The organism is Streptomyces sp. NPDC048434 (assembly GCF_043200375.1).
Taxonomy (GTDB): Bacteria; Actinomycetota; Actinomycetes; order Streptomycetales; family Streptomycetaceae; genus Streptomyces.
On the sequence record NZ_JBICXQ010000002.1, the window covers coordinates 26459 to 44252 of the forward strand.

A 17794-nucleotide genomic window follows, 5' to 3' on the forward strand; every position below is an offset into this window, starting at 1 on the left:
AAGGAGTGGTCTTCCTCACGCAGCCCTCTCACTCAGAGCGATATGACGATTACCCTTGGTGAACATGAAGATCGCTTTCGTAGGCAAGGGCGGCAGCGGCAAAACCACCCTGTCCTCCCTGTTCATCCGGCATCTCGCCGCGGCCCGGCTCCCCGTGATCGCCGTGGATGCCGACATCAACCAGCATCTGGGCGCCGCCCTCGGCCTCGACGAGAGGGAGGGCGCCGCACTTCCCGCGATGGGCGCCCATCTCCCGCTGATCAAGGACTACTTGCGCGGCAGCAACCCGCGGATCCCGTCCTCCGAATCAATGATCAAGACCACCCCGCCCGGCGAGGGCTCACGGCTGCTGCGGGTCGGCGAGGACAACCCCGTCTACGACGCCTGCGCCAGGAGGGTGGAGTTCGACGACTGCGCCGTGCGGCTGATGGCGACCGGGCCGTTCACGGAGTCCGACCTGGGCGTGGCCTGCTACCACTCCAAGGTCGGCGCGGTGGAGCTGTGCCTGAACCACCTGGTGGACGGCCGCGAGGAGTATGTCGTCGTCGATATGACGGCGGGCTCCGACTCCTTCGCGTCCGGGATGTTCACCCGCTTCGACATGACCTTCCTGGTTGCCGAGCCGACCCGTAAGGGCGTCGCCGTCTACCGCCAGTACAAGGAGTACGCACGGGACTTCGGCGTCCCCCTGAGGGTCGTGGGCAACAAGGTGCAGGGCCCCGAGGATCTGACGTTCCTGCGCGACGAGGTGGGCGAGGACCTGCTGGTGACCGTCGGCCACTCCGACTGGGTGCGCGCCATGGAGAAGGGCCGCCCGACCCCCTTCAGCTACCTGGAGGAGGGCAACCGCCAGGCCCTGGAGACACTGCACCACACGGCCGATGCGGCTTACGGGCGCCGTGACTGGGAGCGGTATACGCGCCAGATGGTGCACTTCCACCTGAAGAACGCGGAGAGCTGGGGCAATGCGAAGACCGGGGTCGACCTGGCGGCCCAGGTCGACCCGTCCTTCGTGCTCTGCGAGGGGACGGCCACCCCACAGCCCGCCTGACCTGCCAGGCGACGCCGACGGGCGCGGCCGGCCAGGGCTGCTTGCCCGTCGGCACGGATGGTGCCGTGCCGGGAGGAGACCACGAACCGTTGGGGGGCGGTTTGCCCGGCTTGAGGCGGCGAGGTCCGAGCTGGTGCTGCCCTCCGGCGCAGGCGGTCGGCCCGTCACCGAGCAGTCGGCCCGTACGGGCCGGGCTCTCGGGTGCCGCCCGCCCCTGCCTTCGTGCTGGGTGGCGGCCCGTTGAGGGTCGCCGCCGGGCAGTCGGCCACCACCGCCGGTGCGACCACCACCCCAATGAATGCGGTCACCTTTGACGCCGTCGCCTTTGACGCGGCCGCCATCAGCCACCGCATTCCTGGTGCCCGCACGCACCTTCCCGACGATTAATCGGAATAATTGCGCGATGGCTTCATGCGTCAAGAAGAGGCTTTGAAACGGCAAGCCGAACGTCATCACATTCACCTGATAGGGGGAAGGATGGCGGCATATGCCGGTAAAGCCTTCTCCTTTCCTTTACCTGTCATTACGGTTCATTTACCGATGCTTGAGAGTCACCGGACCGTCGCCCAACGGCGACGCCCGCCGGCCGGCTCACGTCCCGCCGCAGTACACCGCCGCCCACGATCGCGCCCCGCGCGACCGCGTCGCCCCGGAGGAGACGGGAATGCCGCAGATCGAGAAATCGCCGCCGCAGCCGCCGCGCACCTCGCACCACGCCGAGATCCCTCCCGAGCCACGCACATCTTCCAGGCCCGGCCCCCGCACGAAGAAGGCCGGCCGGGCCGCTTTCCGACGGGACCTCTCCGCCTCCGTCGTCGTCTTCCTGCTCGCCGTCCCGCTGTCGCTGGGCATCGCCCTGGCCACCGGCGCCCCGCTCCAGGCCGGCCTGGTCGCCGCGGCCGTCGGCGGCATCGTCGCCGGTCTGCTCGGCGGCGCCCCGCTCCAGGTGAGCGGCGCGGCAACCGGCCTCCTGGTGGTCACCGCCGACTTGGTCCAGCGCTACGGCTGGCGCGCCACCTGCGCCATCACGGTCCTGGCCGGCCTCGCCCAACTCGCCCTGGGTGCACTGCGCGTGGCCCGTGCGACGCTGGCCGTCAGCCCGGCGGTCGTGCACGGCATGCTGGCGGGCATCGGGGTCACCATCGCCCTCGGCCAGCTCCATGTGGTGCTCGGCGGCAGCCCCGACAGCTCGGCGCTCGACAACGCCACTGCACTGCCCGGCCAGTTGGCGCATCCGCACACCGCCGCGCTGCTGATCGGCGCCGTCACCGTCGCCGTGCTCATCGGCTGGGGGCGGCTGCCGGGCCGTGCCGGACGGTGGGCGCGGGTGCTGCCGGCCCCGCTCGCCGCTGTGCTCGCCGCGACGGCGGTCAGTGCGGGGACGGCGGTGGCGCGGGTGGAGCTGCCGTCCTGGCGGCTGCCCGAGCCCCCCGCACTGCCGGACGCTTCCCTTCCGGCCCTCGCCGCCGCGGTGCTGACCGTCACCCTCGTCGCCAGTATGGAATCGCTGCTGTCGGCGGTGGCGGTGGACCGGCTGACGGCCGAGCGGCCGGGCGCCCCCACGGGGCGTGCGCGGCTCAACCGCGAACTGGCCGGTCAGGGGGTGGCCAATGCCGTCTCCGGGCTGCTGGGCGGGCTGCCGGTCTCCGGAGGCGCGATCCGCGGCTCGGCCAATGTGCGGGCCGGTGCGGCCACCCGTCGCGCCACCGTGCTGCACGGCGTATGGGTGCTGCTGTGTGCGGGCCTGCTGGCCGCGGTGCTGGAGCTGATCCCGCTGGCGGCGCTCGCCGCGCTGGTGATGGTCGTCGGCGTACGGATGGTGAGCTTTGCGCACATCCGGCACGTACAGCGGCACCGCGAATTCCCCGTGTACGCCGCCACCCTGGGCGGCGTCGTCCTCCTCGGGGTGCTCCAGGGCGTACTGACGGGCATCGCGGTCGCGCTCTTCCTGGCGCTGCGCCGGCTGACACACACCCGTACCACCGTGACGGAGGAGGCCGGCGGCTACCGGGTGCGCGTCAGCGGGCAGTTGACGTTTCTGGCGGTGCCGCGGCTGACCCGGGCGCTGGCGCAGGTGCCGGCACACACCGATGTCGTCGTCGAGCTGTGCGGCTCGTTCATGGATCATGCCGCCTACGAGGCGCTGCAGTCCTGGTCCACCGCCCATCGGGCGCACGGCGGCTGGGTGACCCTCGGGGGCCGCTCGGGCCGGCCGATCGCCGAGCCGGCCAGTGCGCACTCCTGCCGGCCGTGGACACCGTGGCGCAACCACCACTGCACCCGGCCCGCCCCCGGCCGGGCGGCGGCCCCGGAGAGCAGCGGCAGCCAACTGCTGGGCGGGATCAGCGCGTTCCAGCGCCATACGGCCCCGCTCGTACGCGAGGAGCTGGCCCGACTGGCGCGCGAGGGCCAGCGGCCCAGTCAGCTGTTTCTGACCTGCGCCGACTCCCGGCTGGTCACGAGCATGATCACGTCGAGTGGGCCGGGCGACCTGTTCACCGTGCGCAATGTCGGCAACCTGATGCCGCCGCCCGGCTCGGACACCTCCTGCGACTCCGTGGGAGCAGCGATCGAATACGCCGTGGAGGTGCTGCGGGTCGGTTCGATCACGGTGTGCGGCCATTCGGGCTGCGGCGCCATGGGGGCGCTGCTGGGCGCCGCCGCACCGGAAGAGGCCGAGCCGACCCCGCTCACCCGCTGGCTGCGGCACGGCCGGCCGAGCCTGGCCCGTATGCAGCGCATCGGGCGGCTGGGGCGGGGGGAAGTCGCCCTGAGTGGACGACCGGTGAGCGACGACCAGGAGCGGCTGGCACTCGTCAACGTCATGCAGCAGCTCGACCACCTCAGGGCGCACCCCTGTGTGGCCCACCGGGAGGCCGAGGGCGCGCTCACGCTGCACGGCATGTATTTCCATGTCGGCGAGGCCCAGACATACGTGCTCGACGAGGCCACCGGGCGGTTCTGCGCGGTCCGCGGCGAACCGGCACCTGTGACGGTCTGACCTGCGCGGCGGCCCTCAACATCCCTGGAACAGCCCTCGGAACAACAGGTCTACACCAATAATTTTCCACAGGCCTTGTCAGGGCCGGTCATGGGCTGATGAGCTATGACCTGGGGACACATCGGACGCCCTGGGATTGGGAGATGTTGTGAGCAACGAAAGCCTGGCCAGCCTGCTCAAGGAGGAGCGGCGGTTCGCGCCGCCCGCCGATCTGGCCGCGAACGCCAACGTCACGGCCGCCGCGTACGAACAGGCCGCGGCGGACCGGCTGGGATTCTGGGCCGAGCAGGCCGGACGCCTGTCCTGGGAGACCGCACCCACCCAGACCCTCGACTGGTCCAACGCGCCCTTCGCGAAGTGGTTCGCCGACGGCAAGCTCAACGTCGCCTACAACTGCGTGGACCGGCATGTGGAGAACGGGCTGGGCGACCGGGTCGCCATCCACTTCGAGGGCGAGCCGGGTGACACGCGCGCGATCACGTACGCCGAGCTGCAGCGCGAGGTCTCCAAGGCCGCCAATGCACTGATCGAGCTGGGCGTGCACAGCGGCGACCGGGTCGCCATCTACATGCCGATGATCCCGGAGACGGTCATCGCCATGCTGGCCTGCGCGCGCCTGGGCGCCCCGCACTCCGTCGTCTTCGGCGGATTCTCCGCGGACGCGCTGGCCACCCGCATCAACGACGCCGACGCCCGCGTCGTGATCACCGCCGACGGCGGCTACCGCCGCGGCAAGCCGTCGGCCCTCAAGCCCGCCGTCGACGAGGCGCTGACCAGGCCCGGCACGGAGAACGTCCGCAGCGTCCTGGTCGTTCGCCGTACCGGCCAGGAGGACGTCGACTGGCACGAGGGCCGGGACGTGTGGTGGCACGAGATCGTCGAGCCGCAGAGCGACCAGCACACGCCCGAGGCCTTCGACGCCGAGCACCCGCTGTTCATCCTCTACACCTCCGGCACCACGGGTAAGCCCAAGGGCATCCTGCACACCACCGGTGGCTACCTCACCCAGGTCTCGTACACCCACCACGCGGTCTTCGACCTCAAGCCGGAGACCGACGTCTACTGGTGCACCGCCGACGTCGGCTGGGTGACCGGCCACTCGTACATCACCTACGGCCCGCTCTCCAACGGCGCGACGGAGGTGCTCTACGAGGGCACGCCCGACACCCCGCACCAGGGCCGCTGGTGGGAGATCGTGCAGAAGTACGGCGTGACGGTCCTCTACACCGCGCCGACCGCGATCCGCGCCTGCATGAAGTGGGGCGACGACATCCCGGCGAAGTTCGATCTGTCGTCGCTGCGGATCCTCGGATCGGTGGGCGAACCGATCAACCCCGAGGCATGGATGTGGTACCGCAAGCACATCGGGGCCGATGCGACGCCGATCGTCGACACCTGGTGGCAGACCGAGACCGGCGGGATGATGCTCAGCCCGCTGCCGGGCGTCACGGCCACCAAGCCCGGCTCGGCCCAGGTGGCGCTGCCCGGTATCGCCGCGACCGTCGTGGACGACGATGCCCGCGAGGTGCCCGACGGCGCCGGCGGCTATCTCGTGCTGACCGAGCCCTGGCCGTCCATGCTCCGCACGATCTGGGGCGACGACCAGCGCTATCTCGACACGTACTGGTCCCGCTTCGAGGGCAAGTACTTCGCCGGCGACGGTGCCAAGAAGGACGACGACGGCGACATCTGGCTGCTCGGCCGGGTGGACGACGTGATGCTGGTGTCCGGCCACAACATCTCCACGACCGAGGTCGAGTCGGCGCTGGTCTCGCACCCGAAGGTGGCCGAGGCCGCGGTCGTCGGCGCCACCGACCCGCAGACCACCCAGGCCATCTGCGCCTTTGTCATCCTGCGTGGCGGTGCGGCGGAGGACGAGGGCCTGGTCGAGGAGCTGCGCGCCCATGTCGCCCAGCAGCTCGGCCCGATCGCCAAGCCCAAGCGGGTCATGCCGGTCGCGGAGCTGCCCAAGACCCGCTCCGGCAAGATCATGCGGCGGCTGCTGCGCGATGTCGCCGAGAACCGCGACCTCGGTGATGTCAGCACCCTCACCGATTCCTCGGTGATGGACCTGATCCAGGCGAAGCTGCCGAGCGCACCCTCCGAGGACTGAGCGGAACGGACGACAGGAGGGGCACCCGGCCGACGCGGCCGGGTGCCCCTCCGTCGTCCCCGGCGGTCCGCCCCTCCGGTCGGACCGGCTCCGCAAAGAGCGCACCCCGGCCCCGCTCCAGGGCCCGGCTGCGGCCGGCCTCTCCAGCGGCCCGAGGCCCGAATTGCCCGTAAAGTGAGGCCACCGGATAGCCGCCTGCACCTGCCCGGTAAAGTGGGAGCCGCGTCAATGACACGCTAAGAAACTCAGGGTGCGCCGGGAAGTCTGGTCGGCAACTGCAACAGCCGTACGCAGCTACCGAGAGGCCCGGAGGTCACCGCGTGAGCGCCCCCACCAATCGCCGCCCCCCTTTCCTCGGGCGGATGCCGCTGCCCGAGCGGAATTTCATCGCGGACGCGCTGCGCGCCGAAACCGTCGGCGGCGTCCTGCTGCTCGCCGCCGCCGTAGCGGCCCTGATCTGGGCAAACACCCTCGGCGGGAGCTATGAAGCGGTCCGCGGCTTCCATCTGGGACCGGCCGCGCTGGGCCTGGACCTGTCCATCCAGCACTGGGCCGGCAACGGGCTGCTCGCGGTCTTCTTCTTCGTCGCAGGCATCGAGCTCAAGCGCGAACTGGTGGCCGGTGAGCTGCGCGACCCGAAGGCCGCCGCGCTGCCGGTGATCGCCGCGCTCTGCGGAATGGCGATGCCGGCCCTCGTCTACTTCGCCGTCAACAGCATCGGCGGCGGCTCACTGCAGGGCTGGGCGGTCCCCACCGCCACCGATATCGCCTTCGCGCTCGCCGTACTGGCCGTCATCGGCACGTCCCTGCCCGCCTCGCTGCGCGCCTTCCTGCTCACGCTCGCCGTCGTCGACGACCTCTTCGCCATCCTGATCATCGCGATCTTCTTCACCTCGACGCTCAATTTCCTGGCGCTCGGCCTGGCCGTCGCCGGCCTGGTGATCTTCTATCTGCTGCTGCGCAAGGGCGTCCGGGGCTGGTACGTCTATGTCCCGCTCGCCCTGGTCATCTGGGGCCTGATGGAGAACAGCGGGGTGCATGCCACCATCGCCGGCGTCGCCATGGGCCTGATGCTGCGCTGCACCCGGCGCGACGGGGAGACCCGGTCCCCCGGTGAGCACATCGAGCATCTGGTCCGCCCGCTCTCGGCCGGCCTCGCCGTGCCGCTGTTCGCCCTCTTCTCCGCGGGCGTCTTCATATCCGGCGGCGCGGTCCATGACGTCTTCACCCGGCCGGAGACGCTGGGGGTCGTGCTCGGCCTGTTGGTGGGGAAGGCACTCGGCATCTTCGGCGGCACCTGGCTCACCGCCCGCTTCACCAAGGCCGAACTCAACCCCGAGCTCAAGTGGCCGGATGTCTTCGCCCTCGCCTCCCTGGCCGGCATCGGCTTCACCGTCTCGCTGCTCATCGGCGAACTCGCCTTCTCCGAGAACCCGGTGCTGACCGACGAGATCAAGGCATCGGTGCTGATCGGCTCGCTGCTGGCGGCCGTCTTCGCCGGCATCCTCCTCAAGCTCCGTAACACCAAGTACAGGAAGCTGTGCGAGGAAGAGGAGCGGGACGAGGACCAGGACGGCATCCCTGACGTCTACGAACTCGACAAGCCGGAATACCACCTGCGGATGGCGGCAATCCACGAAGCCAAGGCCGCGGAACACCGGCGGCTTGCCGAAGTGGCCTCCAGCAGGCATGCCGGAGACGATGGTCCGGCATGATCTGAGAGGCTTTGCATCCGGGTGAAGAAAAGAGGGAGACGGCGATGAGCGCAGCCGACGACGGCACGGACCGCAGCCTCGGACAGCTGGTGGCCACGGCCACCGCCGAGATGTCCGCGCTGGTGCACGACGAGATCGCGCTGGCCAAGGCGGAGTTCCGCCAGGACGCCAAGCGGGCGGGCATCGGCAGTGCCGCGTTCATGGTCGCGGGCGCGCTGGCACTGTTCGCACTGCCGGTGCTGAGCTTCGCGGCGGCCTACGGCATCCATAACCTCGGGCTCGGGCTCGCCTGGTCGTTCCTGATCGTCGGCGGTGCCTTCCTGGTCCTCGCCGGCCTGCTGGCTCTCATCGCGATGGCCAAGGTCAAGAAGATCAAGAAGCCGGAGAAGTCCATCACCTCGGCCAAGGAGACCGCGGCCGTGCTCCAGAAGGCCAAGCCGCATCCGCGCGTGGCCCCGGTGGAACACCCGGCGCTGGAGTCTGTGACACGCTCATCGGTATGACAGCCCCTGACAGCACCGCCTCGGTCGTACGGCTCGATGTCCCCGGCGGGAAAGCGGTCTCGCACCGTGACGTCGCGGCCAACGGCGCCCGCTTCCACATCGCGGAGATGGGCGACGGCCCGCTGGTGCTGCTGCTGCACGGCTTTCCGCAGTTCTGGTGGACCTGGCGGCATCAGCTCCCGGCCCTGGCCGAGGCGGGCTTCCGCGCGGTGGCGATGGACCTGCGGGGCGTCGGCGGCAGCGACCGCACCCCCCGCGGCTACGACCCGGCGAATCTCGCCCTGGACGTCACCGGCGTCATACGGTCCCTGGGCGAGCCGGACGCCGCGCTCGTCGGGCACGACCTGGGCGGCTACCTCGCCTGGACGGCGGCGGTGATGCGGCCCAAGCTGGTGCGCCGGCTGGCCGTGTCCTCGATGCCGCACCCGCGGCGCTGGCGCTCGGCGATGCTCGCCGACCCCCGGCAGAGCGCGCAGAGTTCGCACATCTGGAACTTCCAGCGGCCCTGGCTCCCGGAGCGCCGGCTGACGGCCGACGACGCGGCGCTGGTGGGCCGGATGATCCGCGACTGGTCCGGGCCCCGGCTGCCGGACGACGAGGCGATCGCGGTCTACCAGCGGGCGATGAGCATCCCTTCGACGGCGCACTGCTCGATCGAGCCGTACCGCTGGATGGTGCGGTCGATGGCGCGCCCCGACGGAATCCAGTTCAACCGCCGGATGAAGATGCCCGTACGGGTCCCGACGCTGCATCTGCACGGCTCACTCGACCCGGTGATGCGCACCCGCAGTGCGGCCGGCTCCGGCCAGTACGTCGAGGCGCCGTACCGCTGGCGGCTGTTCGACGGTCTGGGCCACTTCCCGCACGAGGAGGACCCGGTGGCGTTCTCCACGGAGCTGATCAACTGGCTCAAGGACCCGGAACCCGATCGCTGACACGCCGCGCGCGACAGCGGGCCGGCGACAACAAGGGCCCCGGGCCCGACCGTTCAGGAGTCATGCATACCGGTTTTTCCGTGCGCCCGCGCCCGCTGAGCGGGCGGGCCGAACCGCTCAGCGGGGCACGCCCACCCGGGGCTCGAACGCCCGTCTGACGAACAGCCACTTGCCTGGCGCATAGGCCAATTGGCGGTCCCCGAGGCGGTTACGGACCTTGGGCCACGGGCAGAGTCGAGGGTATGGGCTGGACGCACGACTACCGTGACGTGGCACGCAACCGCCGCAGCAGTGCCGCTGCAGTGGGTACTCAGGACAGGGGAGCCCCGGACCTCGGGTCCGGCCAATCCCCCGACCCGGCGCACCCCATGGGCATCCCTCGCATCCTGCGCCGCAGAGCGCGCTGGATGAGCGCGCGGCTACGCCATCCCCGTACCTGACCACGGACGCCGACAGGGCGCGGGAAGCACGTCTCCCCGCGCCTGGCGCGCCCCACACCGTCTGTCCGGCCATGACCGCCGGACACGCCCTCAGGGCTTTGCGGACGGGTTCTAGATCGCGCAGCCCTGGCTGTCGACCTGTTGCCGGGCCGTACGCCCCTTGAGGATGTCCTGGCGGACCTCGTCGGCGGTCAGCGCATAGCCGGTGTGCGAGTCGTCCAGCGACTTCGCGAAGACGACGCCGTAGACCTTGCCCTGCGGGGTGAGCAGCGGGCCGCCGGAGTTGCCCTGCCGGACCGTGGCGTAGAGGGAGTAGACATCGCGGGCGACTGTGCCGCGGTGGTAGATGTCCGGGCCGTTGGCCTGGATACGACCGCGGATACGGGCGGAGCGGACGTCATAGCCGCCGTTCTCCGGGAAGCCCGCGACGATGGCGTTTTTGCCGCTGCTCGCGTCCGCGCGGGCGAACTGCAGGGCCGGCGCCTCCAGTGAGGGCACTTCCAGGACCGCGATATCGCGCCGCCAGTCGTAGATCACGACCTTGGCGTCGTACGTACGGCCCTCGCCGCCCACCTGGACGGTCGGCTCACGCACACCGCCGACCACATGGGCGTTGGTCATCACGCGATGTCGGCCGAAGACGAAGCCGCTGCCTTCGAGTACCTTGCCGCAACCGGGGGCCGTGCCGACGACCTTGACGATGCTGCGCCTGGCCTGCGCCGCCACCGGGCTGGTGGCCAGCCGGGGGTCGGGCGCCGGCACATTGTTGATCGGTTCGTTGGAGAACGGCGTGAAGACCTGCGGGAAGCCGTTCTGCGCGAGGACCGAGGAGAAGTCCGCGAACCAGGTGCCGGCCTGCTGGGGCATCACCCGGGACACACCGAGCAGCACCTTGGAATTGCGGACCTCCTTGCCGAGCGTCGGCAGGGACGTACCGGCCAGCGCCGAGCCGATCAGCCAGGCGACCAGCAGCATCGCCAGGACGTTGACCAGCGCACCGCCGGTCGCGTCCAGTGCTCTCGCCGGTGACCATGTGATGTAGCGGCGCAGCTTGTTGCCCAGGTGGGTGGTGAGCGCCTGGCCCACGGATGCGCACACGATCACGATGGCGACGGCCGCGATGGCCGCGAAGGTGCCGGGCGTCGCATCTCCGGTGATCTCGTTCCAGATCACGGGCAGCAGATAGACCGCGATCAGACCGCCCCCGAGGAAGCCGATCACGGACAGGATGCCGACGACAAAGCCTTGCCGATAGCCGATGATGGCGAACCACACGGCCGCGACCAGCAGAAGGATGTCCAGGACGTTCACGCCGGACACCGTCTCATGAGCGCCAGTCCAGTGGGACCGCCTTGTCACGGTCCCACGGAATCTCCCAGCCGGAGTAGTGCAGGATCCGGTCGATAACTCCGGCCGTAAAGCCCCAGACCAGGGCGTTTTCGACGAGGAACGCGGGGCCGACGTGGCCACTGGGATGGCGCGTTGTCACACGATGGGCCGGGTCCGTGAGATCCGCCACGGGAACCGTGAAGACCCGGGCGGTCTCCGCCTGGTCGACCGCCCCGACCGGGCTCGGCCGGCGCCACCAGCCCAGGACGGGCGTCACCACGAAGCCGCTGACGGGGATGTAGAGCCGCGGCAGCACGCCGAAGACCTGTACACCGGACGGGTCGAGGCCGGTCTCCTCCTGAGCCTCCCGCAGCGCCGCCCGCACCGGACCGGGCCCGTCGGGGTCGCCGTCCTCCGGGTCAAGGGCGCCGCCGGGGAAGGAGGGCTGGCCGGCATGTGAGCGCAGGGTCCCGGCGCGCTCCATCAGGAGCAGCTCGGGGCCGCGGGCGCCGTGACCGAGGAGGATCAGCACCGCGGACTGCCGGCCGCCGCTCTCCGGCGGCAGAAAGCGGCTGAGCTGGCGCGGCTCGACCGTGGCGGCCGCGCGGGCCACCGGGGCCAGCCACTCGGGCAGGCCGTCGGTCGTGACCGTGACGTCCCGGCCGGACGCCGCGCCGCGGACGTCCGGCTCCTCGCCGTACCGCTGCTCCCGTGCACTCCTCATACGCGCCCCTCAGGCCTGGTGTCGATCGTCGGTCACCTCTGGGCGGGTGCTGTCATGAAGCGGCCACCGGGGGCGCCATCGGGGGCGCGGGCTGCCCCGGGTAGTCGGCCGGCGGCTTCAACCGCTGCCCCGGCTGGCCGCCGAGCTCGTACTTCAGCAGCTTCTTCGCCTTCTCCGGGTCCGTCTCGCCCTCTCCGTAGGCGGGGCACAGCGGGGCGATGGGGCAGGCTCCACAGGCGGGCTTGCGGGAGTGGCAGACGCGGCGGCCGTGGAAGACCACACGGTGCGAGAGCATCGTCCACTCGCTCTTGGGGAAGATCTCGGCGACATCCGCCTCGACCTTCTCGGCATCCTCCGCGGTGGTCCAGCCGAAACGGCGCGCGAGACGGCCGAAGTGGGTGTCGACGGTGATGCCCGGGACACCGAAGGCGTTGCCGAGCACCACATTGGCGGTCTTGCGGCCGACCCCGGGGAGGGTGACGAGATCCTCCAGACGGCCCGGCACCTCACCGCCGAAGCGGTCGCGCAGCGCGGCCGACAGACCGAGCAGCGACTTCGCCTTGGCACGGAAGAAGCCGGTCGGCCGGATCAGCTCCTCCAGCCGCTCCGGATCCATCGCGGCCATGTCCTCGGGCGTCGGGCAGACCGCGAAGAGACGCGGGGTGGTCTGGTTGACCCTCAGGTCGGTGGTCTGCGCGGACAGGACCGTGGCGACCAGCAGCTCGAAGGGGTTGGTGAAGTCCAGCTCGGGGTGGGCGTACGGATACAGCTCGGCCAGCTCACGGTTGATCCGGCGGGCCCGCCGCACCATGGCGACGCGCGACTCGGGCTTGCGCGCGGGGGCCTTCTTGGCCGGAGCCTTCGCGGCGGTCGTCTTCGCGGACGCCTTCGCCGCCGTCTTTGCGGTCGTCTTCGCCGCCGTCTTCTTGGCGGGGGCCGTCTTCTTGGCCGTTGCCTTCTTGGCTGCCGTCTTCTTGGCTGCCGTCTTCTTGGCGGTGGTCTTTTCCGCGGCCGCGGTGGGCTTCTTCGCGGTGGCCTTCTTGGCGACGGCCTTCTGCGCTGCGGCCTTCTTCGTGACGGCCTTCTGCGCTGCGGCCTTCGTGGCCGCCGGCGGCTGCTCTGGAGTGTCGTTCACGGCGGCCTTCTTCCCTGCCGAGGTCCTGCCTACCGAGGTTTTCTTCACGGAGGTCTGCGCGGTGGTGTCCTGCGCCGCCGGTCGCGACGCGCCGGTCCTGCGGACGACCGGCTTCTGGCCGGACGTCACCCCGGAGGGCGATTTGTTACCTTTGCCGGAATTCGAGGTGCGGCCGGACGGCTGTTCGCCCACAGCGGAATCACGCCCTGTACTCACTCTTCCGGCCCCCCACTCCTCTGCTCTCACCGGCGTATTGGACACTCGGCCAGACTAAGGCCAGCCACTGACATCCGGCTTGATCACTGTGATTCCTGACCCCAATCGGCCCCCTGCCTTACGGCTCCGGGCACCGGTCCGGCAAACTTGTGATTGATCGCACTGTTTTGCATTCCGGCATGATGGGGACCACAGTCCCCCGGAGCATGTCGACAAGGAGAGATCTCGTGGACGACGTTCTGCGGCGCGCACCGCTCTTCGCGGCGCTCGATGATGAGCAGGCGGCCGAGCTGCGCGCCTCAATGGGAGAGGTCACGCTCGCCCGCGGCGACGCCCTGTTCCACGAAGGGGACCCCGGCGACCGCCTGTACGTGGTCACCGAGGGCAAGGTGAAGCTGCACCGCACTTCCCCGGACGGCCGGGAGAACATGCTCGCCGTCCTCGGCCCGGGAGAGCTGATCGGTGAGCTCTCGCTCTTCGACCCGGGCCCGCGTACGGCCACGGCCTCCGCCCTCACCGAGGTCAAGCTCCTCGGCCTGGGCCACGGCGACCTTCAGCCCTGGCTGAACGCCCGCCCCGAGGTGGCCACGGCCCTGCTGCGTGCGGTCGCCCGCCGACTGCGCAAGACCAACGACCAGATGTCCGACCTGGTCTTCTCGGACGTACCGGGCCGTGTGGCCCGCGCCCTGCTCGACCTGTCGCGCCGCTTCGGCGTGCAGTCCGAGGAGGGCATCCACGTCGTCCACGACCTGACGCAGGAGGAGCTGGCCCAGCTGGTCGGCGCCTCCCGCGAGACGGTCAACAAGGCGCTCGCGGACTTCGCGGGCCGCGGCTGGCTGCGTCTGGAGGCGCGCGCCGTGATCCTGCTGGACGTCGAGCGGCTGGCCAAGCGCTCGCGCTGACCCGGCTCGTACACAGCCTTGGAAGGGCCCCGCTCCGGCGGGGCCCTTCGCCATGGATCCTGCCGGCCGGTTCGTCGGGGCCACGGGGCCAGCGGTTCCTTCGTCAGGGGCCCGTGGAACCACCGGCCGCCTCCTGGTGCCCCACCGGACCACCGGGCCCCGTCACCCCCGTATACGGCCCCCGTCACCCCCGTAATCAGGTCGCCGCACCCACCGCCCCCTCGCCATAGTGGCGCCATGACCAACGGCAAGGGGCTGGACCGGGACGGCTACTTCGTGCGGGAAGGGTCCCTGGACCGCGTGTCCGCGCCGTTCGCGCCCGTCGTGGCGGAGCTCGGCGCCCGGATCGGCGCGCGCTTCGGCCCCGGCCGCCTGCACAGCAGCTACCTCTTCGGCAGCATCCCGCGCGGCACCGCCGTCCCCGGAGTCTCCGACCTCGACGCACTGATCGCCCTGCGGGACGAGCCCACCGATGCCGACCGCGCTGCCGTCGATGCCGTCGAGTACGGCCTGGATGCCGCGTTTCCGCAGATCAGCGGCGTGGGAATCCTGCTGTTCGGCGTGCACCGCCTGCGCAGCGAGCGGGAGCGGTACGACCTCGCATGGTTCGTGGCCTGTCTGTGCACCCCCGTCAGCGGCGCGGATCTCGCCACCGGGCTGCCCCGCTACCGCCCCACCTCGCTCCTCGCCCGCGAGACCAACGGCGACCTCTTCCGCAGCCTGCCCGGTCTGCGCGAGAAGGCCGCGGCGGCCACTACGGAGGCAGCGCGCACCCGGCTGACCCGGGGCGTGGCGCGCCGGCTCGTCCGCACCGGATTCACCCTGGTCATGCCGCGCTGGGGCGGCTGGACGAGTGATCTCACCGAGTCCGCCGAGGTGTTCGGGCACTATTACCCGGCGTACGCCGAGCAGATGCGCGCCGCGGCGCGCGCCGCCCGGACGCCCGCCGCGTATCCGGAGCTGCTGGACGAGCTGCTCGCCCGCCTCGCCCCCTGGCTGGCCGCCGAGTACCTGGCCGTCCACGGGGCGAAGGCGCCCCAGCCGCAGGCGGACTGACGGCGCCTCTCGGCCGCCCCCGGGAGCGGTCCTCGCCGTCAGCCCCGGCCAACGGCCCCTCCAAGAAGGCCCGCGCTGCCGGCCCTGGTCACCGGCCCCGCCCTCAGTCCTCGATCAGCCCGTGCTCGCCCAGGTAGTCCAGCTGCGCCCGCACCGACAGTTCGGCGGCCGGCCACAACGAGCGGTCCACATCGGCATAGACGCTCGCGACGACGTCGGCGGGCGAGTGGTGGCCGGCCTCGACCGCGGTCTCCACCTGGGCGAGCCGGTGCGCGCGGTGCGCCAGATAGAACTCCACCGCCCCCTGGGCGTCGTTCAGCACCGGCCCGTGGCCCGGCAGGACCGTCGCCACCCCGTCGTCGACCGTCAGGGAGCGCAGCCGGCGCAGCGAGTCCAGATAGTCGCCCAGCCGCCCGTCGGGGTGCGCGACCATGGTGGTGCCGCGCCCCAGGATCGTGTCGCCGGTGAGTACCGCGCGGTCGGCCGGCAGGTGGAAGGAGAGCGAGTCCGCGGTGTGGCCCGGTGTGGGCACCACCCGCAGTTCCAGGCCTCCGGTGGTGATGACATCGCCCGCGTCGAGCCCCTCGTCGCCCAGGCGCAGCGCCGGGTCCAGCGCCCGTACGGCCGACCGGGTCAGCTCGGCGAAGCGTGCGGCGCCATCGGAGTGGTCGGGGTGACCGTGGGTCAGCAGGGTCAGCGCGATGCGCTTGCCGGCCCGCTCCGCGGTGTCGATGACCGCCCGCAGGTGGCTCTCGTCGAGCGGCCCGGGGTCGATGACGACGGCGAGATCGGAGTCCGGCTCGGCGACGATCCAGGTGTTGGTGCCGTCCAGCGTCATCGGCGACGGGTTCGGGGCCAGTACGCACTGCGCGCGCGTGGTGGCGGGCCCCGAGATCACTCCGCCACGGGGCTGACCGGGGAGGGCGGCTGCTTCGGTCATGCGGGGGTCCCTCCCGAGGGGCTGGGGCGCTCCGGGGGGCCGTCGCCGTCCCATGGGGCACCGGTATCGGCGTCGCCCTGCGCGATGTGCTTGGTGAACTCGTCGTGCCCCGGCCAGCTCAGCTCGATCTCGCCGCCCACGAGGCGGGTCCGCGCCAGCACCGGCGTCAGGTTCTGGGCCTCCGCCGCGGCCAGCGCGTCCGTGGCGGTGGCGTACGGCTGGAGCGAGCGCAGCGTCGCGATGGTCGGCGGCATCATCAGCAGCTCACCGCGGTCGTAGCCGGCCGCGGCCTCCTCCGGACGGATCCACACCGTACGGTCCGCCTCCGTGGAGGCGTTACGGGTGCGCTGGCCCTCGGGGAGCGCGGCCACGAAGAACCAGGTGTCATAGCGCCGTGGCTCGAACTCCGGAGTGATCCAGCGGGCCCAGGCGCCGAGCAGATCGGAGCGCAGGACCAGACCACGACGGCCCAGGAAGTCGGCGAAGGACACCTCGTGGGCGACCAGAGCGGCGCGGTCGGCCTCCCACTCCTCGCCGGTGGTGTCCGCGACGACCGTCTCGGCCGAGGTGCCCGCGAGCAGCACGCCCGCCTCCTCGAACGTCTCGCGGACCGCCGCGCAGACGATGGTCTGCGCGGTGGCCGGGTCGACGCCCATACGGACCGCCCACTGGGCGCGCGACGGGCCGGCCCAGGCCACCGGGCGCTCGTCGCGTCGGTCGACGGAGCCGCCCGGGTAGGCGTACGCGCCGCCCGCGAAGGCCATGGAGACGCGTCTGCGCAGCATGTGGACGGTGGGGCCGGCGGTGGAGTCCCGCAGCAGCAGGACGGTGGCGGCCCGCCGGGGCTCGGCAGGGGTCAGCTCGCCGTTCGCGAGCGCCCGGATGCGGTCCGGCCACTCCGGCGGGTACCACTGGCCATTGGTCGTGGACGACATGGCCGGATGCTATGCGCTCGCGGGCGGATGTTCGAGGGCGTCTTCCACGCCGGAGGGCCCCTGCTGACGAGGGGCCCTCCGGCGCACGGCACACGTGGTGGGGCTCAGGGCCCTTACGGGGTGCCTATTCGGCGATCTCGACCTGGATCTCGACCTGGATCTCGACCTCGACCGGCGCGTCGAGCGGCAGCACCGCCACACCCACCGCGGACCGGGCGTGCACGCCCTTGTCGCCGAGGATCTCGCCCAGCAGCTCGCTGGCGCCGTTGAGGACACCCGGCTGGCCCGTGAAGTCCGGCGCGGAGGCCACGAAACCGACGACCTTCACGACCCGCTGGATCTTGTCGAGGTCACCGATGACGGACTTCACGGCAGCCAGCGCGTTGAGCGCACAGGTCGCGGCGAGCTCCTGGGCCCGCTCCGCGCTGACCTCGGCACCGACCTTGCCGGTGACCGGCAGCGCGCCGTCCACCATCGGCAGCTGGCCGGAGGTGTACACGTAGGCGCCGGAGCGCACCGCGGGCTGGTAGGCGGCCAGCGGCGGCACGACCTGCGGCAGCTTCAGCCCAAGCGCCGCGATCTTGTCCTCCGCCGCGCTCACGCCTTCTCCCGCTTCAGGTAGGCCACCAACTGCTCAGGGTTGTTCGGGCCGGGCACGACCTGGACGAGCTCCCAGCCGTCCTCGCCCCAGGTGTCCAGAATCTGCTTCGTCGCGTGCACCAGCAGCGGCACGGTCGCGTATTCCCACTTGGTCATGGGCCGAGCGTAATGCCTGTCCACGACAGCGGTGGACGCCGTC

General features: G+C 71.1%; 16 protein-coding genes. 9 read left to right on the forward strand and 7 right to left on the reverse strand.

The window, feature by feature from the left end:
- The first annotated feature begins 64 nt into the window (after positions 1 to 64).
- From ACGFWI_RS02365 to ACGFWI_RS02395, 7 genes are all read left to right on the forward strand, one after another.
- Positions 65 to 1051 carry an ATP-binding protein gene (locus tag ACGFWI_RS02365; RefSeq protein WP_393904025.1) on the forward strand — a complete coding sequence of 329 codons (987 nt, stop codon included), beginning with the start codon at positions 65 to 67 and terminating at the stop codon, positions 1049 to 1051.
- A gap of 664 nt (positions 1052 to 1715) precedes the next feature.
- Positions 1716 to 4052 carry a SulP family inorganic anion transporter gene (locus ACGFWI_RS02370; protein ID WP_393904026.1) on the forward strand — a complete coding sequence of 779 codons (2337 nt, stop codon included), beginning with the start codon at positions 1716 to 1718 and terminating at the stop codon, positions 4050 to 4052.
- A gap of 148 nt (positions 4053 to 4200) precedes the next feature.
- Positions 4201 to 6165 carry an acetate--CoA ligase gene (gene acs, locus ACGFWI_RS02375; protein WP_393904027.1) on the forward strand — a complete coding sequence of 655 codons (1965 nt, stop codon included), beginning with the start codon at positions 4201 to 4203 and terminating at the stop codon, positions 6163 to 6165.
- Positions 6166 to 6485: 320 nt separating this feature from the next.
- Positions 6486 to 7880 carry a Na+/H+ antiporter NhaA gene (nhaA, locus tag ACGFWI_RS02380; RefSeq protein ID WP_393904028.1) on the forward strand — a complete coding sequence of 465 codons (1395 nt, stop codon included), beginning with the start codon at positions 6486 to 6488 and terminating at the stop codon, positions 7878 to 7880.
- Positions 7881 to 7924: 44 nt separating this feature from the next.
- The gene (locus ACGFWI_RS02385) at positions 7925 to 8383 is read left to right on the forward strand and encodes a phage holin family protein (RefSeq protein WP_393904029.1); all 459 of its coding nucleotides are present in this window, start codon (positions 7925 to 7927) and stop codon (positions 8381 to 8383) included.
- Positions 8380 to 9318, forward strand: coding sequence for an alpha/beta fold hydrolase (locus ACGFWI_RS02390; RefSeq protein WP_393904030.1), 939 nt, complete (start codon positions 8380 to 8382; stop codon positions 9316 to 9318). The genes ACGFWI_RS02385 and ACGFWI_RS02390 overlap by 4 nt, the downstream gene beginning before the upstream one ends.
- 242 nt (positions 9319 to 9560) lie before the next feature.
- Positions 9561 to 9758, forward strand: coding sequence for a hypothetical protein (locus tag ACGFWI_RS02395; protein ID WP_393904031.1), 198 nt, complete (start codon positions 9561 to 9563; stop codon positions 9756 to 9758).
- A 111-nt stretch (positions 9759 to 9869) separates the two neighbouring features.
- On the opposite strand, the gene ACGFWI_RS02400 is transcribed toward ACGFWI_RS02395, so the two are convergent.
- From ACGFWI_RS02400 to nth, 3 genes are read right to left on the reverse strand one after another with little or no spacing between them, the layout of a single operon-like run.
- On the reverse strand, positions 9870 to 11069 hold the full coding sequence (locus tag ACGFWI_RS02400; protein ID WP_393904032.1) for a MarP family serine protease: 1200 nt from the start codon (positions 11067 to 11069) through the stop codon (positions 9870 to 9872).
- Between the two features lie 13 nt (positions 11070 to 11082).
- Positions 11083 to 11811 (reverse strand): NUDIX hydrolase, encoded by a 729-nt coding sequence (locus tag ACGFWI_RS02405; protein WP_393904033.1) that lies wholly within the window; start codon positions 11809 to 11811, stop codon positions 11083 to 11085.
- 52 nt (positions 11812 to 11863) lie between these two features.
- Entirely contained in the window at positions 11864 to 13207 is a 1344-nt protein-coding gene (nth, locus tag ACGFWI_RS02410; protein WP_393904034.1) for an endonuclease III, read from the reverse strand.
- Between the two features lie 182 nt (positions 13208 to 13389).
- Between nth and ACGFWI_RS02415 the strand changes: the two genes are divergently transcribed.
- Both ACGFWI_RS02415 and ACGFWI_RS02420 read left to right on the forward strand, forming a co-directional pair.
- Positions 13390 to 14064, forward strand: coding sequence for a Crp/Fnr family transcriptional regulator (locus ACGFWI_RS02415; RefSeq protein WP_006604164.1), 675 nt, complete (start codon positions 13390 to 13392; stop codon positions 14062 to 14064).
- A gap of 237 nt (positions 14065 to 14301) precedes the next feature.
- Positions 14302 to 15120: a nucleotidyltransferase domain-containing protein gene (locus tag ACGFWI_RS02420; RefSeq protein ID WP_393904035.1), complete on the forward strand. Its 819-nt coding sequence runs from the start codon at positions 14302 to 14304 to the stop codon at positions 15118 to 15120.
- Between the two features lie 103 nt (positions 15121 to 15223).
- Here the strand turns inward: ACGFWI_RS02420 and ACGFWI_RS02425 are convergent, their stop codons facing one another.
- From ACGFWI_RS02425 to ACGFWI_RS02440, 4 genes are all read right to left on the reverse strand, one after another.
- Positions 15224 to 16060, reverse strand: coding sequence for an MBL fold metallo-hydrolase (locus ACGFWI_RS02425; RefSeq protein WP_393904036.1), 837 nt, complete (start codon positions 16058 to 16060; stop codon positions 15224 to 15226).
- Entirely contained in the window at positions 16057 to 16995 is a 939-nt protein-coding gene (locus ACGFWI_RS02430; protein WP_393904037.1) for an NUDIX hydrolase, read from the reverse strand. Before ACGFWI_RS02430 ends, ACGFWI_RS02425 begins: the two co-directional genes overlap by 4 nt.
- Positions 16996 to 17119: 124 nt before the next feature.
- Positions 17120 to 17596: a RidA family protein gene (locus ACGFWI_RS02435; protein ID WP_393904038.1), complete on the reverse strand. Its 477-nt coding sequence runs from the start codon at positions 17594 to 17596 to the stop codon at positions 17120 to 17122.
- The gene (locus ACGFWI_RS02440; RefSeq protein WP_003967454.1) at positions 17593 to 17751 is read right to left on the reverse strand and encodes a DUF4177 domain-containing protein; all 159 of its coding nucleotides are present in this window, start codon (positions 17749 to 17751) and stop codon (positions 17593 to 17595) included. The genes ACGFWI_RS02435 and ACGFWI_RS02440 overlap by 4 nt, the downstream gene beginning before the upstream one ends.
- Between the last annotated feature and the right edge of the window lie 43 nt (positions 17752 to 17794).

Coding starts and splice junctions, on each gene's coding strand:
- ACGFWI_RS02365 (WP_393904025.1), top strand. CDS start 65: ATGAAGATCGCTTTCGTAGGCAAGGGCGGCAGCGGCAAAACCACCCTG.
- ACGFWI_RS02370 (WP_393904026.1), top strand. CDS start 1,716: ATGCCGCAGATCGAGAAATCGCCGCCGCAGCCGCCGCGCACCTCGCAC.
- ACGFWI_RS02385 (WP_393904029.1), top strand. CDS start 7,925: ATGAGCGCAGCCGACGACGGCACGGACCGCAGCCTCGGACAGCTGGTG.
- ACGFWI_RS02390 (WP_393904030.1), top strand. CDS start 8,380: ATGACAGCCCCTGACAGCACCGCCTCGGTCGTACGGCTCGATGTCCCC.
- ACGFWI_RS02395 (WP_393904031.1), top strand. CDS start 9,561: ATGGGCTGGACGCACGACTACCGTGACGTGGCACGCAACCGCCGCAGC.
- ACGFWI_RS02405 (WP_393904033.1), bottom strand. CDS start 11,811: ATGAGGAGTGCACGGGAGCAGCGGTACGGCGAGGAGCCGGACGTCCGC.
- ACGFWI_RS02420 (WP_393904035.1), top strand. CDS start 14,302: ATGACCAACGGCAAGGGGCTGGACCGGGACGGCTACTTCGTGCGGGAA.
- ACGFWI_RS02425 (WP_393904036.1), bottom strand. CDS start 16,060: ATGACCGAAGCAGCCGCCCTCCCCGGTCAGCCCCGTGGCGGAGTGATC.
- ACGFWI_RS02430 (WP_393904037.1), bottom strand. CDS start 16,995: ATGTCGTCCACGACCAATGGCCAGTGGTACCCGCCGGAGTGGCCGGAC.
- ACGFWI_RS02440 (WP_003967454.1), bottom strand. CDS start 17,751: ATGACCAAGTGGGAATACGCGACCGTGCCGCTGCTGGTGCACGCGACG.